Origin of the sequence: Sporosarcina jeotgali (assembly GCF_033304595.1) — a bacterium.
In the GTDB taxonomy this organism is placed as follows: Bacteria; Bacillota; Bacilli; order Bacillales_A; family Planococcaceae; genus Sporosarcina; species Sporosarcina jeotgali.
On sequence record NZ_CP116341.1, the window covers coordinates 1,773,587 to 1,789,905 of the forward strand.

Annotated in this window: 15 protein-coding genes and 1 pseudogene; all 16 read right to left on the bottom strand. The window is 43.7% G+C overall.

Annotation, left to right across the window (positions count from 1 at the left end; all coding sequences use genetic code 11):
* Positions 1-38: 38 nt before the first annotated feature.
* The 16 genes and pseudogenes from PGH26_RS08730 to PGH26_RS08805 all read right to left on the bottom strand — a co-directional run bounded on the left by PGH26_RS08730 (position 39) and on the right by PGH26_RS08805 (position 16,300).
* Complete coding sequence (locus PGH26_RS08730; RefSeq protein WP_323690702.1) at positions 39-1,121, bottom strand: tartrate dehydrogenase; 1,083 nt, start codon at positions 1,119-1,121, stop codon at positions 39-41.
* Between the two features lie 29 nt (positions 1,122-1,150).
* The gene (locus PGH26_RS08735) at positions 1,151-2,149 is read right to left on the bottom strand and encodes an NAD(P)-dependent oxidoreductase (RefSeq protein WP_323690703.1); all 999 of its coding nucleotides are present in this window, start codon (positions 2,147-2,149) and stop codon (positions 1,151-1,153) included.
* Positions 2,150-2,170: 21 nt separating this feature from the next.
* Entirely contained in the window at positions 2,171-3,358 is a 1,188-nt protein-coding gene (locus PGH26_RS08740; protein WP_323693490.1) for a thiolase family protein, read from the bottom strand.
* Between the two features lie 3 nt (positions 3,359-3,361).
* Entirely contained in the window at positions 3,362-4,522 is a 1,161-nt protein-coding gene (locus tag PGH26_RS08745; protein WP_323690704.1) for an acyl-CoA dehydrogenase family protein, read from the bottom strand.
* Between the two features lie 14 nt (positions 4,523-4,536).
* The gene (locus PGH26_RS08750) at positions 4,537-5,343 is read right to left on the bottom strand and encodes an enoyl-CoA hydratase/isomerase family protein (protein WP_323690705.1); all 807 of its coding nucleotides are present in this window, start codon (positions 5,341-5,343) and stop codon (positions 4,537-4,539) included.
* Positions 5,330-6,175: a 3-hydroxyacyl-CoA dehydrogenase NAD-binding domain-containing protein gene (locus PGH26_RS08755; RefSeq protein ID WP_323690706.1), complete on the bottom strand. Its 846-nt coding sequence runs from the start codon at positions 6,173-6,175 to the stop codon at positions 5,330-5,332. The genes PGH26_RS08750 and PGH26_RS08755 overlap by 14 nt, the downstream gene beginning before the upstream one ends.
* A 119-nt stretch (positions 6,176-6,294) precedes the next feature.
* Positions 6,295-6,945, bottom strand: coding sequence for a 3-oxoacid CoA-transferase subunit B (locus PGH26_RS08760; RefSeq protein WP_323690707.1), 651 nt, complete (start codon positions 6,943-6,945; stop codon positions 6,295-6,297).
* A complete protein-coding gene (locus tag PGH26_RS08765; RefSeq protein WP_323690708.1) occupies positions 6,932-7,618 on the bottom strand; it encodes a CoA transferase subunit A in 687 nt (228 codons plus the stop codon). Before PGH26_RS08765 ends, PGH26_RS08760 begins: the two co-directional genes overlap by 14 nt.
* A gap of 249 nt (positions 7,619-7,867) precedes the next feature.
* Complete coding sequence (locus tag PGH26_RS08770) at positions 7,868-9,343, bottom strand: sodium/proline symporter (RefSeq protein WP_323690709.1); 1,476 nt, start codon at positions 9,341-9,343, stop codon at positions 7,868-7,870.
* Positions 9,344-9,390: 47 nt separating this feature from the next.
* Positions 9,391-10,551, bottom strand: a complete 1,161-nt coding sequence (locus PGH26_RS08775; protein WP_323690710.1) for an NAD(P)/FAD-dependent oxidoreductase — start codon at positions 10,549-10,551, stop codon at positions 9,391-9,393.
* A 42-nt stretch (positions 10,552-10,593) separates the two neighbouring features.
* Positions 10,594-11,571 (bottom strand): ornithine cyclodeaminase family protein, encoded by a 978-nt coding sequence (locus PGH26_RS08780; RefSeq protein WP_323693491.1) that lies wholly within the window; start codon positions 11,569-11,571, stop codon positions 10,594-10,596.
* A gap of 179 nt (positions 11,572-11,750) precedes the next feature.
* Entirely contained in the window at positions 11,751-12,494 is a 744-nt protein-coding gene (locus PGH26_RS08785) for an amino acid ABC transporter ATP-binding protein (RefSeq protein ID WP_323693492.1), read from the bottom strand.
* 42 nt (positions 12,495-12,536) lie between these two features.
* A complete protein-coding gene (locus tag PGH26_RS08790; RefSeq protein WP_323690711.1) occupies positions 12,537-13,193 on the bottom strand; it encodes an amino acid ABC transporter permease in 657 nt (218 codons plus the stop codon).
* Between the two features lie 42 nt (positions 13,194-13,235).
* A complete protein-coding gene (locus PGH26_RS08795; protein ID WP_323690712.1) occupies positions 13,236-14,390 on the bottom strand; it encodes a saccharopine dehydrogenase family protein in 1,155 nt (384 codons plus the stop codon).
* Positions 14,391-14,473: 83 nt separating this feature from the next.
* A pseudogene (locus PGH26_RS08800) lies at positions 14,474-14,629 on the bottom strand (substrate-binding periplasmic protein); the annotation flags it as partial.
* Between the two features lie 117 nt (positions 14,630-14,746).
* A complete protein-coding gene (locus PGH26_RS08805) occupies positions 14,747-16,300 on the bottom strand; it encodes an aldehyde dehydrogenase family protein (RefSeq protein ID WP_323690713.1) in 1,554 nt (517 codons plus the stop codon).
* Positions 16,301-16,319: the final 19 nt, after the last annotated feature.

The window sequence follows — 16,319 nt, forward strand, 5'->3', positions numbered from 1 at the left end:
TCAGGTTGGGTTGAACTCCTGGGAAAACTGTTCCTGGACTAGACCAATTCTGAGGACCGTGCTGCAAGTAATTCAACAAACCGATCCCCTAGTTGTGTTGTTGTAGATTCCCCGCCTAAATCTGAGGTGAGCGACTCTTTTTCATGCAGCATTTCTTGAATTACAGATAAGATCGCCTTCCCCCACTTTTCTTCCCCAAAGAAGTCCATCATTTGACTGACTGACCAAATGGCAGCAATGGGATTCGCGATTCCTTTTCCTGAAATATCTGGCGCTGAACCATGTACAGGCTCAAACATGGAGGGATAGCTGCGTTCAGGATTAATGTTTGCGCCAGTTGCCAATCCCATTCCTCCAGTAATAGCAGCACCGATATCTGTCAAAATATCTCCAAAAAGATTAGAAGTGACCACCACTTCAAACCGCTCAGGCTCCGTCACAAAGTAAAGACTGGCAGCATCCACGAGATACGAATACGTTTGCACATCCGGATATTCCTTACCCACTTCCTCAAATACTTCATCCCAGAACACCATTGAATAGTTCAGCGCATTCGCTTTACTGATACTTGTCAATGTCCGGTTAGACCGTTTTGCCTCTTCATAGGCGTAGCGAATAATACGCTCCGTTCCTTTACGCGAAAAAACGCCAGTTTGTAAGACGACTTCTTCTGGCTTTCCTTTAAAAAGCCAGTCTCCAGCTCCGGCATACTCACCTTCACTGTTTTCCCGAATGACGAGGAAGTCGATTTGCTCTGCCGTTTTATTTTTCAAGGGGGTAAGTGCCGGGTTCAATAACGTAATCGGCCGGAGATTTACATATTGGTCAAATTCTTTTCTGATTGTAAGCAATAGATCCCAAAGAGAAATATGATCAGGCACGCCCGGATAACCTACTGCTCCCAGATAGATCGCATCAAATCCTTTGAGCTTCTCGATTCCGTCATCCGCCATCATTTTCCCGTGCTCCAAATAATACTCACATCCCCATGGAAATTCAGTGAATGAAAAGGAAATTGCCGGATCTAATTGTTCAATCGCCTGCAGCACTTTTACACCTTCAGCCACCACTTCCGGACCTATTCCGTCTCCCGGGATAAGGGCAATCTTAAATGTTTTCATAATTTCCTCCTAGGTGTTACAAAAATGACTTAACCCTTATTCGTTTTAACAATACTTTGTGCATTAGCAATCACAGATAACGTCTCGCCTTGGATTGCTTTTATCAAATTCTCTGCAATCACTACTGACGTTTTTCTAGCCGCCTCTATACTGATCCCCCCAATATGAGGAGTCATCGTAATTTCTTTCATCTCAAAAAACGGATGATTGTCCGATGGCGGTTCGACTGCAAATACATCTACCCCAGCTCTGCTAAATGTTTTATTTTTAAGTGATGCAACCATATCTGCTTCATGGATGACACCGCCTCGTGACGTATTGATGAGAACAGCGGAGGGTTTCATAAGATTGAAGAGCTTTTGGTCAATCAATTCTCTTGTTTGTTCGGTCAATGGTATGTGAAGACTTACCGCATCACTTGTTTTGAAAACTTCTTCCATCGAAGTCGTCACTTCCACCCCTAGAGAATCAGCGAGCTGCTGCCTATCTGACGAAATCGTTCGAACGTAGGCGGTTACGTGCATTCCAAAGCCATTCTTCGCGATGTTCGCCACTTTTTGTGCAATCGATCCAAATCCAATTAATCCAAGTGTTTTACCTTCTAATTCTGTTGTGTATCTTCCGTCTCTGAATGAAAAGTTCCCTTTTTGCATTTCTGAGTGAAAAACATTTATATCTTTCATCACAGATAATAGTAACGCTATGGCATGTTCTGCTGTCGCTGTGCTATTCATTTTAGGTGCATGCAATACTTTAATTCCTTTAGATGTCGCACAGGCCACATCGATATTGTCGAGACCGATTCCTGCGCCGGAAATCGCAGTCACATGTCCACAGTGATTTAATAGTTCTGGTGTGATTTTCGCAGGTGCTCTTAAGATGATTCCATCTACTGTGTTTTGTTGTAAGTACATAATGATCGCTGGTTCATCAAACTCATTGAATTGTTTCACATTAGCAAGTTCTCTCAACTTTTTCTCGCCATCCGGATGATACATCGGCAGTATTTGAATGACATGCAAAGACAATCGGCCACACCTTTCATCTAGTCATTGTAAATTTTCAACGATCGTTGTAATTCCCTGGCCCCCGCCGATACAAAGCGTCACCAATCCATATTTCGAGCCTCTGCGCTTCATCTCATGGAGCATCTTCGTCATCAGTACTGCCCCTGTAGCGCCAATTGGATGCCCCAGAGCTATTGCACCACCGTTTACATTCACTTTTTTAATGTCCATGCCAGTCCCTTTGATGACAGATAACGCTTGTGCAGCAAATGCTTCGTTCAGTTCAATCAAGTCGATCTCCTCGATAGTGAGTCCGCATTGCTCCAATGCTTTCTTTGTCGAAGTCACCGGGCCGATCCCCATGACTTCAGGAGAAACACCGCTGACTGCTTGAGCGATGATTTTCGCTTTTGCCTTTAATCCATATTCGTTTAATTTGTCTTCTGACATCATGAGTACGACGGATGCCGCATCGTTTCTGCCGCTTGTATTTCCTGCAGTGACTGTTCCATCTTCTTTGAACACCGCGCGAAGTTTTGCCAGTTGCTCTTTAGAGGATTTTCTAGGATGTTCGTCCACTTCAAACTGAAAACTATTTTTTCTTGATTTCACTTCAAAAGGAACGATTTCTTCTTTGAAGCGCCCCTCTTGAATGGCGTTTTCAGCAAGAAGCTGACTTCTCATTGCGAATTCATCCTGTTCTTCTCGTGAAATCGCATAGTGTTCAGCTAGATTTTCAGCCGTATAGCCCATTGTTAATGCGCCGTAAACTTCAGCAGGCTGCGAGCAGGGCTGACTCTCTGTGTTCGGATCCAAAATCATCCCATTCCCCGCACCGAAACCATATCTGGCATTTCGAATGTAATAAGGGGCCGTACTCATACTTTCCGCACCGCCTGCTATCACAACATCTGATAACCCCAATCGGATTTGCTGGTCTGCATTATTGATGGCTTGCAAGCCTGAACCGCATTGACGATGAACCGTGTACCCCGGAACCGTGACAGGCAGTTCTGCTCGTAACGCAGCCAGGCGGGCTAAATTAGATGTATCTGCACTCTGCTTTGCCTGACCCAGAATAACTTCGTCTACCTTAATATCTGTATTCGTTCTTTCCATCAATTCACGAATCACTTTCTCCGCTAAATGATCTACTGGGATATCTTTAAGGGAACCTCCCATTCTGCCGACTGCAGTTCTTACCGCTTCAACAATATAAGAATGCCTCAACATTCACAGCCCCTTATTCGCATAATCGCGTTTCAGTTCACTGGCAATGATATTTCGCTGGATTTCAGAAGTGCCTTCATAGATTTTTGTGATTCTGGCATCGCGGTAGTATCGTTCAATTGGATAGTCTTTCATATATCCAATGCCTCCGTGAATTTGTAACGCTAAATCCGCAACCTTGTTATAAACCTCAGAAGCAAACAGCTTTGCAATCGCCGCCTCTCTTACGACGCGCATGTTCTGATCCGTCATCCAAGCAACTCGGTAGGTCATGGAACGGAGTACTTCGATTTGCATGCTGATTTCAGCAAGCATATGCTGGACTGCTTGCATATCGACAATCTTTTGGCCAAATTGTTCTCGCTCATGCGCATATTCAAGGGAGTGTTCCAGCAATCTAACACAAGATCCCAAGTTTCTTGCGGCTAATCCTGCCCGGCCGTTCGCCAGGATTTTCAATGCATTAATATAGCCTGAACCTTCTTCACCCAGAACGTTTTCCGCAGGGACTTCCATATTATCGAAAAATAATTCTGCAGAGTGTGATCCTCTTAACCCCATTTTCTGTTCGACCGATCCCAAGATGAACCCCGGCGTATCCTTTTCAACGATGAATGATGTAATACCCCTGGCCCCTTTAGAACTGTCCGTCACCGCCATGACAGTAAAAACATGGCCGTCTACCGCATTCGTAATATAGTGCTTGGACCCGTTAATGACGTATTTATCACCTTTTTTAACAGCTGTCGTTTTTAAATTTGCCGCATTCGATCCCGCGCTCGGCTCCGTCAGTCCAAATGCACCAATCCATTCTCCGGTTGCCATCTTCGGCAAGTACTTCTTCTTTTGTTCTTCTGTTCCCAGGTCTACAATTCCAACAGTACCGATTCCCGTGTGAGCACCGATAAGTGTCGTGAATCCGTTATGCGTTTTTCCGAGTTCTTCATAAATCGCACATTTCCCGACCATATCGAGTCCAAGCCCTCCATATTCTTCAGGGATTCCGAGACTGAAAAGTCCCATCTCTTTGGATAGATCTACGATTCTTTCAGGAATGTGATCATTTTCTTCAATATCCATCGCTGCCGGTTCAACTTGTTCCCGGACAAACTTTCTGACGTTTGCTCTTAAAAAATCGATATCTTCCGTGAAATTGAAATCCATAGCCAGTTCTCCCCTTATCGATTGATGAAATTCGCCTGTCTTTTTTCTAAAAATGCAAGAGTTCCTTCTTTTTTATCTTCAGTCGTAAAGACGACTGCTTGAGATAGTTTTTCAATCCACATCGCTGTTCCAGAATCGACATCGTATCCTTTATGGACGGCTGATTTTACAAGTTGTACGGCGATGGGACCTTTTTTCATAACGTCAGAAGCAATTTTTTGAACGGTTTCAATGAGTTCTGTTTTATCTACAAAATAGGTTGCCAAACCAATTCGTTCGGCTTCTTCCCCATCGATGATTTTTCCCGTTAAGATCATATCCAGCGCGCGTCCCTTCCCGATAATTCTAGAAAGCCGCTGCGTGCCTCCAGCTCCGGGGATGATTCCCAAATTGAGTTCCGGTAATCCTAACCTGGCTTGTTTTGTTACAACTCGCAAATCACAGGCGAGCGCCAATTCACAGCCGCCCCCGAGTGCAAATCCATTTACAGCAGCAATGGTCACTTTCGAGCAATTTTCAATTTTTGCGTATACCCCCTGCATACCGGGTATAAGCGCTTCGAGTGCATCCCGCTCATGGAGTTGTTGAATATCAGCCCCAGCTGCAAATGATTTTCCTCCTGCACCTTGAATGACAATTACACGTATCTCGTTATCCATTTCTGCATCAGAAATTGCGGAATCGAGTTCCAATAACGTTTTTGCGTCTAATGCATTTCTCATTTCAGGGCGGTTCAGAGTAAGCCACATGATGCCATCTTTCTTTTTCATAAGCACATGACTGTAAAGCGTTATATCGTTTCCTCCCTTACGAGTATTCATAAAATCCTTTGCCGCTTTTCTTCCCAAGACGGCCCGCCTTTACATAGTTCACAATCAGCGGACACGGCCGATATTTTTCGCCCAGCGCTGCATATAAGTACTCCATATTTCGAAGTCTCGTATCCAAACCGACTAAATCAGCGAGTTCTAAAGGGCCCATGGGATGATTCAATCCTAATTTCATTGCCTTATCGATATCTTCAGCAGAAGCAACTCCTTCCATCAACATGTTCATCGCCTCATTGCCGATTAAACAGTTCATTCTGGACGTTACGAAACCAGGGAATTCATTAACTTCAACGGCTTCTTTTTTCAGCGATTCAGCAATGCCTTTGACAAATTCTACTGTTGCCTCGGATGTTTCTAGCCCTTTGACTACCTCTATCAATTTCATCTTATGAACCGGATTAAAGAAATGCATAGCCACAACTTTGCTTGGCCGGGATGTTTGTGCACCGATTTCAGTAGGACTCATGGTCGAAGTGTTTGTAGCAAGCACTGTTTCCGGTCTGCAAATACGGTCCAGCTTTTGGAACACTTCAATTTTCAATTCAATCTTTTCTAGAACTGCTTCAATAACTAGATCTGCGTCTTTCGCTGCAAGTCCCAAATTGGATTCATATGTCAGGTTCATTTTCGCGAAGTTGTAAGTTTCCTCTTTTAGAAAGCCCCCGCGAAAACTTGAATCCAGCAACCCTTCTATATCCTTTTTTGCTGCAGCAAGTATTTCATCGTTCAAGTCGTTCAAAACGACGTTAAATCCGGACACTGCACACGTATAAGCGATTCCCTTGCCCATCACACCGGAACCGACAACTGTGATTTGTTTCATGGATGATCCTCCTCGATAATTACTGCTTCAAGTTAAGAGTCCCTTTGATGAATGAACATCTTTTCAAAAAGCTGAACTGCTTGTCTACTAAACCTTCAGTCTCCCAAGGGTTCAGCACCTCAGGTATTCGCAATCTCTGAATTGTATTCAAACTCAGCACCCGTTAGTTCTTTTAGCTGCTCAATGGTTACATCAGATAAGATCTCAACAAGCTTCATCGTTCCTTCTTCAAACTTGAAAACAGCATGTTCCGAAACTACTAGATCCGCTTTTCGTATTCCGCTCGATGGAAAAGTCAGTTCCTTCACAAGTTTTGGCTCTCCATTTTTAGAAGTGTGTACTGTGGCAACAATAATTTCATTGGCGCCTGCAACTAAATCCATTGCCCCTCCTACGCCCAAAATGGTTTGGCCTGGTACCGCCCAATTGGCGATTTCGCCAGTCTGATCCACTTGTAATACACCCAGGACCGCAACATCGATATGGCCGCCTCGAATCATTGCAAACGAATTTGAGCTATCAAATAATGAAGCTCCGATTTCCATCGTGATGGGTTCTTTGCTGGCACTAATCAAATCCATATTCACTTCTTCTGCAGAGGGAGTCGGTCCCATTCCAAGCAACCCATTCTCCGATTGTAAAACGAGTTTTTTCTCCCCTAAGTAATCTGGGATCAGTGTCGGAATCCCTACACCCAGATTGACGACTTGGCCTTGTTTCAACTCTTGGACAATGCGTTTCGCTATTTTTATGCGATCAGTCTGACTCAACGAAAACACCTGCCTTTTTCACATAATTACTTTTCACGATATAATCTACATAAACGTGAGGAGTCACAATTTCAGACGGCAGCAGGACGCCGTTTTCAACGATTTCATCCACTTCCGCAATGACGATTTTACTCGCAGTCGCCATTACCGGATTAAAGTTTCTGCCTGTATGGTCGTACACTAAATTTCCCAGATAATCTGCTTTATGCGCTTTGATTAATGAAACGTCACCTTTGATCGCTTTTTCTAATATGAATCGTTCCCCATCAATCACTTTCTCTTCTTTTCCTTCTGATAGTTTTGTACCGACTGCCGTTTTCGTATAGAAACCTCCAATTCCTGCACCGCCGCACCTTACAGCTTCTGCTAACGTTCCTTGCGGGATTAATTCAATTTCCAGTTCCCCGTCGACCCATGCTTGGACTGCATCGCGATTGGTCGTAAAGTAAGAGCCAATTGCTTTGTCCAATTTCTTCTCTCTCAAAAGAATTCCCAAGCCTTTCCCCGGTTCCCCTAAGTTATTACTGACAATCGTTAAGTTTTTTAACGAGGAGGCTGCGATGCCATCGATTAATGTCAATGGTGTTCCAGACATTCCAAAGCCGCCAACGAGCAGTTTATCTCCATCTTTCACGAAATTCACAAATTCATTTTTCTCCAGCAATTTTCCCAAATCCGATCTCCTTCCGAGTTAGGCTATAAGCTCTCACGCAAATCACTTGCGACTTGTTACGGGTACAAATCAAACAGCCGAATTTGTTTTGCGTTTCCCCTCACTTCATGTATATTCCAAGTCCTTGTCTGTAATACGTTCTAATTCTGAATCTATCATTTTGATAACTCCGTTATGTACAAACTAAAGACACAAACTAGTACGTCTGCGTCTTTAGTTAATTTGAAAGGTCTCGTGAAGTTCTCTGGCTTATATCTGTGATGATTCCGGAGCTTCTGCAGGAGCCGTCTCCTGATCTTCTTTTTTATCCGGGAATAGCAGACTGAAGATAATCCCGAATGCCAAAGCGATAAAGAATGTTGTGAAACGAGAAGTTGCAATTGCATCAAGCGGTGTAGAAATCCAAATAACGGTGCTCACGAATCCTGAGACAATCGTTGCGATTACACCGATCCCCGAATAGCGTTTCCAGAAGAACGTTAGCATGATCGCAGGCGATAACGTACATCCTACTCCAGCCCATGCCCAGCTGACGACGAGGAATACCAGTGACTTCGAGGTTAGCGCAATGATTAAGCCCACTATTCCAGCTGCGACAATTGTCAGGCGGGAGATTGCGACCAATTTCTTTTCAGTCAGCTTCAAATTCATAGCTCGCTGGATAATATCCTCACTCACCGAACTTGTAATGACGAGTAACTGTGAATCCGCTGTGGAAATGATGGCTGCAAGGATCCCTGCAAGTAATACGCCTGCAATCCAAGGCGGCATTAAGTCAAGAATCATAAAGGGTAAAATCATTTCAACATCCGCAAAAACTTGACCTTGGTATAATGTCAGTGCGGTAATCCCAATCATGAATGCCCCGCTGTAAGCCAATATCGTCCAAGTAATTGCGACGAAACTTCCTTGTTTTGCTTCCTTCTCACTTCTAAGCGCCATGAATCGAGCACTCAATTGCGGCTGGCCCCCTAGGAAACCAAAGAACCAGGCAAAGTTGTTAAAGAGCAATAATCCCAATGAAAACCCAATGGCCCCGCCTGTCCACGAATCCATTGATGGACCTGCCGCCACAAGAGCCTGACTTATCGACAAATCCGCTGCTGAAATCTGGACTAACGCGACAATCGGCAGTACCACCAATGTTATGAGCATCATGATCGATTGAATCATGTCTGTCCAAACGACAGTTACGAAGCCCCCTGCATACGCTAGGATTACGACTACAATAATACTTAAAATAGCTCCGACCTTTGTCGGGATATTAAAGACAGCCAATAATGTTTTTCCAGCACCTGCAATTTGTGCGCCAAAATAGAACATCATGAAACTGAAAATAAGAATAGTAGAAAGCCAAAGAATCATTTTTCCGTGTTTCCCAAAACGGTGCGCTAGAAAACTAGGCAGAGTCAGCGTACCGGTCTTCTCAGCTTCTTTCATAAATCGTTTTGCTAAGAATAGCCAAGAGAAGATAATACCTGATGCAATTCCAACCGCTACCCAAACTCCTGACAACCCCGTGGCGAAGACAAAACCGGTATATCCTAATAGGAGCCATGCCGACTCTCCCGTGGCACGTTCTGAAAATGCTAACGCCCAGCCTGGCAATTGTTTACCGCCTAACAGGAAATCTGCGTGACTTTTAGATCTTCTGCTAACGAGAAATCCAACTACCAGCATGATCAAAAGATACAAGACGAATTCAACCATTATTATCGTATTCAATTCATTCATCTCCTTTGGTTTTCTTAGCTCACTTCGAACAGCTCTTGTTAGACAATTGCATCTTCCAGTACTAAATCATTCTCAGCAAAACGTTCGACCCTCAGCGGTGACAAATCGAGCGTTTCGTATTTCCCTTTGCAAATCAGCTCTGCCAATCCAAGACCCACACCTGGTGCTTGCTGCATGCCGTGACCGCTGAATCCAAGCGCAACGTAATACCCTTTCATCAGAGGATGTTCTCCGATAATTGCATTTTGATCGACGGTATTATGGTCGTACATTCCAGCCCATCCAGTTTCCAATTTGAGACTTTCAAAGTTTGGTATTCGATGTGCTAAAATCGGCCATAATTGATCGAATGAAGAACGTTTCCATTTAAAATCGATGCCCGGCTTCACTTCATCCGAAAATCCAGCAACTATCCGATCCATCTCATGACGGAAATAGACTCCTGTCGGATCAATTGTAAGCGGTAACATTTTCTCTAACCTTTTCTCAGAATCGAAAACATACATCTGACGCTTCAAAGGAACAACCGGTAACGGCATCCCCATGTTTTCACTTAACGCAGCGCCCCAGGCACCTGCACAATTAATTACAATGCGTGAATTGTAAATCGTTCCGTCTGCTAATTGAACGCCTTTCATTTTTCCGTTTTCAGTTCGTAATGTCGAAACTTCAGCATTTATATAGTGAACGTCTAAATACTGGGCATTTTTTCGATATGCCTGCATCACTGAGTACGGATCCAAATAGCCATCTTCCTTGCAGTATAAGCCTCCAGCCAGGTCCCCTGTTTCGAGCTCCGGGATGATGGTCAGCAGATCGTCAGTTGTAAGAATTTCTGAAGGCACCCCGAGTGAATTTTGCAGCTTAAGCTGTTTCTCATATGCAGATAGCATTCGATCCGTCGATAAAAATAAGTAGCCGCGCTGTTTAAAGTCAATTTCCGCTTTTTCTTCTCCGATCGCCATGTCGTCTGCAAAGTTCTTATAGACTTCTAAACTGAACCGGCTTAGTTGGATATTGATAGAGGTTGAATATAATTGCCGAAAACCGCCTGCGCTTCTGGAAGTAGAAGAATATTCATATGTCGGATCTTTTTCAAAAACCACGATGCTTCCTTCAAATCCGTTCTTACGAAGTGAATACGCTGTACTCGACCCCATAACTCCCCCGCCGACAATGATAATATCCGCTTTTTTCATAGCCTGTACTCCCCCTAAAATAGTAGTTCGTCGTACGTAACTTCATGTAAGGTCAACAGTCACTCCGGCGTTTTGTTTGCATGCTTTATCGTAAAAGTATTTTGCAATGACAATATCAGCGATGGCTAAGCCGACTGATTTAAATACGGTGATTTCCTGGTCATTTTCTCTGCCAGCTAAAGTCCCGCTAATAATTTGTCCAAGTTCACCGTGGATGGCATCACTTGAATACATTCCTGCTTGAATCGGAACATCTAAATCTCCCGCTTCTTCCAATGCCGAATCTTTGGATTCCACAACTACTTTAGCAGCATCGCAAATGGCGGATGTCGGCAATTCTTGCATAGTTGGTTTGAAAGAACCGACTCCATTTATATGGACTCCTGGTTTTAAAGGTTCTGTAAAGACAGGCTGCATAGAGGTTGTAGCGGTGACAAGAATATCTGACCTTCTAACTGCTTCATTCGGATCCTGGCAAATGATGACTTTCTTGTTGAACTTATTGAAGACAAAATCGGAAAATGCAATCGCCTTTTCTTCACTTCGATTGTGAATATAAATCGTTTCAATGTCTCTCACTGCCAGAATCGCTTCACACAGTCCTTTGGCTTGTTCACCTGTGCCGATAATCCCTAATGTTTTGGAATCCTCCCGAGCTAAATACTTAGTTGCCACACCCGATAAGGCTCCCGTCCGTAACCTTGTTAAGTAGGAGCCTTCTAACAATGCAAGCGGTTCTCCCGTAGAAATGTCTGAAAGTAAAACCACACCGTTAATCGCTTTTTTTCCAATAGATACATTTGAAGGTACGACGTTTACATATTTGAGTCCCATCGAGCTAAGACCCTCGGCTACTGACGGCATCACGATACCAGAGTTTTCAGTGCCAAACGGTAAAATTGTTCGAATGGGTGTATCGGTAGCAGAAGCAGAAAACTCCTTCAAGGCAACCTCGATACATTGTAAAATTTCTTTCATGTCTGCTAGTTCCATTTGGCTTTTAGCACTCAAAACTAATATTGGAAATCCCTCCCTATCGAATAATGTGCTCTGTCTTCCAATATACTTTTATATGTTGAAAGATATACATCCAAACATGAATCATTTCTGCTGACAAAAACCTGATTACAAAGATAAAAAAGCAGAGAGAGAGTTGTTCTCCTCCTGCTTTTTCGTGTTGCGGCCAGAGACCTTAGCAATCACTTCGTCATCATTGGAAATTGATTTGTCCGTTCTTCTTTTGGATGATCAAAAATCTCCTGCGGTGTCCCTTGTTCGACAATATAACCGTCATCCATAAAGATCACTCGATCCGCCACATCTCTAGCGAAATTCATCTCATGTGTGACGATGACCATCGTCATTCCTTCTTCAGCTAACTCTTTGATCACCTGTAACACTTCTCGAACCAATTCAGGGTCCAAAGCTGAAGTTGGTTCATCATAAAGCATTACAGTAGGATTAAGAGATAACGCCCGGGCAATCGCAACCCGCTGCTGCTGTCCTCCTGATAATTGGACCGGATAATGGTCACAGCGATCTCCAAGACCCACCTTATTAAGAAGGGATTCCGCTAATTCTTTTGCTTCGGCTGCTTTAACTCCATTTATCGTCATAGGTCCTTCCATGACGTTTTCTATTGCTGTCTTATTCGGGAACAAGTTAAACGATTGAAACACAAATCCGGTTTTCTTCCTCATTTCCCTAATTTCTTTCTTCCGTTTACGATCCAATTTTCCACCTGTATGTAATTCATGGGGACCGATTTGAATCAGTCCCTCATTCGGCTCTTCCAAATAGGTCAGGCAACGCAGGAAAGTCGATTTGCCCGACCCGCTTGGCCCCATAATCACGACGACTTCACTTTTATCTACAGTTAAATCAACTCCGCGCAAAACGGGATTACTTCCGAAGGTTTTCTTCAGATTTTTCACTCGTATGATCTTCAAAATCCTCTCTCCCTGAACACAGATTTTGTATAGAGATTACCGCGCTAAATATTTTGAGGAACGCTTTTCCAATTTATCAAGCATCGTAGTAAAGAATGTAATGAGGATCCAATAAATTGCTGCCGCAACTAAATAGATCGTTAGTGGCTCGAACGTTTTTGCAATGATTAAACTAGACATCTGCAGTAATTCTGTAACGGTGATGACCGATACGAGCGATGTATCTTTAACAAGAACGATAAATGAGTTGGATAGTGTCGGAATGGCGATACGAAGACTTTGGGGAAGAATGATTCTTCTCATAGCTTGCCCATACGTCATTCCCATTGAAGTTGCTGCTTCCATCTGCCCTCTGTCAACAGCGAGTATGGAGGCACGGAATGATTCAGAAAGATACGCACCTGCGTTCAGGCTTAACGCCATAATTCCAGAAGAGATAGGATCTAGTGAAATCCCGATTTGCGGCAATCCATAATAGATAACAAATATTTGAACAAGAAGTGGAGTGCCTCGAATTATAGAAATATACACGCTGGCAATTTCATTTAAGATCTTAACCTTCAGAATTCGGATAAGAGCCGTGGAAAAACCAATAACTAATGCAATAACTACGGAAATACAACTTAAAAACAGCGTCATTATCGTTGCTTTTAATAGCGATGGTATTGAGTCAATTAGTATCGCAGCATCCACTAATCCACTTCCTTCCTGACTTTCTAACAAGTTATAGGACTTTTAAGAGGAACCCTGTTCCTTAAAATCAATGTGAATCCCAAGCTCTTTTAGTTCTGCTATAAAAGGATCAAATCTATCTTCGACTATGACTGTTTCAATAGGAACTACACCCGTTTCGAGTATCTTTCTCTCCGCAATCCATTTGGCAGCGAGCGCAGCCGGAAGTGCTGTTGTTTTAGCCATCGATGTGATGTTTCGTTCATGGTCATACAAATCCACCATTTCCCATGTAACTTTCTTATAGTTTCCATCTTTCATTCCGTCCACTTCCACTCGCACCACCGTTACATCTTCATTGGATCCGCCGATCATTTTTGGCGAAAGAATCTTTTCTGATAGCTTGACTGGAGTTGTCGTAACCCCATCCATTTCAAACGGCTCTTTATCCAGGAAGCCTAACTCTTCAAGCACTTTCATCTTGGACCAATGGCCAGGATAACGAATCGTTTTTTCAGTTAAGTTTTTCACTTTTCCTTTTAGCGTAAATGCAGTGCTGTGAGCATCTGTAATCACAGCCTCACAGTCACCCACGGGATAAGGGAACGTCAATGACTCCAGACCTGAAAGTGCGGGCAGCTCGACAATTTCGCCATTTTTAATCGCAAAAGCAGGTTTCGTATACAGCCCTAAAACACTCTCGAGCCGAAATACGACTTGATACCATAACGGCGGAACCGGCCATCTCGGAATCCCTCCGCATATTAAGACTGCGTCATGCGCTTCATCCAGCATTTCTATTCCTCGTGCTGCAAGGAAGTTCGTAATGCCCGGCGCCACGCCGCACCCAGGAATAATCGTAACCCCTGCTGCTGTTGCTTCGTTGTGTAATTCTAATTTCTCTTGAAACATGGAACCCACTAGGTCTACCAAATGACATTTAGCTGCAATTGCGCCTTTTACTGCAGTTAAGCTTAACGAATGAGGAAGACACCCGACCGCAACATCCGCTTCACGAAGTACTTTTATGAAATCTACTTCAGTCGCGAGCGTTGCTGTCTTCCCAAAAACTTTTGGATTATCTGCAATTTCGAGACATTTGTCGATACTTTCTTGCCTCACATCCACTGCAGTGACCGATTCAATTCCCTCGAACTTTGCCATTTCACTCACGATAGTTGTGCCGATCATTCCAGTCCCTAAAACGACTATCCGCATATAAATTTTCACCCCTATCTATTCTTCGTAAAGAAAAACCCTAGGGTCACCATCAAATTTCATCGGGTCACCCTAGGAGTTCATCATATGTCTATCGGGTCTTTTCCGAACCACTTCTTATAGATTTCTTTATAGGTTCCATCTTCTTTCATCTCTTTTAACGCAGCATTCACTTTTTCAACAAAGGCTTCGTTTCCTTTATTGACCGCCATCCCAATTTCATCTTTATTTATAATGTCCAGTTCATCTGAATGATTCATAACCTATCCTAAGCTGAGTTCGATAAATTCAAAAAGCCGCCAGCAGTACTGACGGTTAAACCCGGTCAATACTGCTGGCAGCTGCCATTTTACAAATTAGTAGTTATCGATTTGCGCTCTTTGAAGTTTTCCGCTGTAATCCACATAAACGGATTTCCATTCTGTATAGACATCAAGTGCAGCTACACCGGAATCTCTATGTCCATTTCCAGTCCCTTTTGTCCCGCCGAAAGGCAGATGGATTTCTGCTCCCGTCGTCCCCGCATTGATGTAAACAATTCCAGTATCCAGGTCCCTCATCGCTTGGAATGCGAGATTAACATTGGAGGTGAATATCGAACTGGACAATCCGAATTTCACACTATTGTTCACTTCAATCGCTTCTTCCAGGCTTTTTACAGGGATAATAGAGACGACTGGGCCAAAAATCTCCTCTTGGGCAATTCTCATGTCAACCGTCACATTGGTGAAAATGGTAGGCGCGTAGAAATTCCCGGTAACGAGTCCGCTATCTGTGACCATACTTCCCCCAGCAAGAAGGGCAGCTCCCTCTTCGAGACCGATTTTCACGTACTCATGAATTTTCCCTAAAGAGGAACGATTAATAACCGGACCTACTTTTACCGTTTCGTCTGCTCCGTCGCCAAGAGACAATTCACCAATTCGTTCTACAAGCTTATTCTCCAGTTCCTCTTTTACATTCTCATGGACGATAATTCGGCTAGTGGCTGTGCATCGCTGGCCGCTTGTACCAAATGCTCCCCATAAAATCCCGTCAACCGCAAGATCGAGATCCGCATCATCCAATACAATGACAGCATTTTTACCTCCCATTTCTAGAGAAGTCCGTTTCAACAGTTCACCAGCACGGGCATTGATGGCACTTCCGACTTCGTTTGACCCCGTAAAGGAAATCAAATCGATATCCGGGTGCTCCACCATTGCATTCCCTACTTCTCTTCCGGAACCATTCACTAAATTCAGCAGACCTTTCGGCAATCCTGCTTCTTCAAAAATCTTCGCGAATTCGTATGCGATAATGGGTGTTTCAGTTGCAGGTTTCCATACTACTGCATTCCCTGAAACAAGTGCCGGAAACGATTTCCAAGAAGCAATGGCAATCGGGAAATTCCACGGGGTGATCAAGCCCGCAACGCCGATCGGAACGCGGACACTCATCGCGAATTTGTTGCGAAGCTCGGAAGGAACCGTATCTCCAAAAAGACGACGGCCTTCTCCTGCCATGTAATAAGCCATATCAATCGCTTCTTGAACTTCACCGCGTGCTTCGTCAATCACTTTACCCATTTCACTAGTCAAAATCTGTGATAATTCTTCTTTACGTTCCTTCAACAGGCCTGCAATTTTGTACAAGTATTCCGCACGCTCAGGTGCCGGAACGAGACGCCATTCTTTTTGAGCTTTTTTAGCAGCTTGAACGGCACGATCTACGTCTTCATCCGTAGACTGCGTCACTTCCCCCAGCACTTTACCGTTCGCTGGATTCAGCACGTCCACAAATTTACCCGAGGAGGATTCGCACCACTCCCCGTCGATGTAGTTAAGAAGTTTTTTTGTGTCACCGCCTTGAATTGTTTTCGTTCCTTTTTTATTCAGATGAACTACTTGAATTCCCTTTCGATTTACCATAATTATTGCCTCCCTCTAT

Coding starts and splice junctions, on each gene's coding strand:
- PGH26_RS08750 (WP_323690705.1), bottom strand. CDS start 5,343: ATGAATACTCGTAAGGGAGGAAACGATATAACGCTTTACAGTCATGTG.
- PGH26_RS08795 (WP_323690712.1), bottom strand. CDS start 14,390: ATGCGGATAGTCGTTTTAGGGACTGGAATGATCGGCACAACTATCGTG.
- PGH26_RS08730 (WP_323690702.1), bottom strand. CDS start 1,121: ATGAAAACATTTAAGATTGCCCTTATCCCGGGAGACGGAATAGGTCCG.
- PGH26_RS08745 (WP_323690704.1), bottom strand. CDS start 4,522: ATGGATTTCAATTTCACGGAAGATATCGATTTTTTAAGAGCAAACGTC.
- PGH26_RS08755 (WP_323690706.1), bottom strand. CDS start 6,175: ATGAAACAAATCACAGTTGTCGGTTCCGGTGTGATGGGCAAGGGAATC.
- PGH26_RS08775 (WP_323690710.1), bottom strand. CDS start 10,551: ATGAAAAAAGCGGATATTATCATTGTCGGCGGGGGAGTTATGGGGTCG.
- PGH26_RS08805 (WP_323690713.1), bottom strand. CDS start 16,300: ATGGTAAATCGAAAGGGAATTCAAGTAGTTCATCTGAATAAAAAAGGA.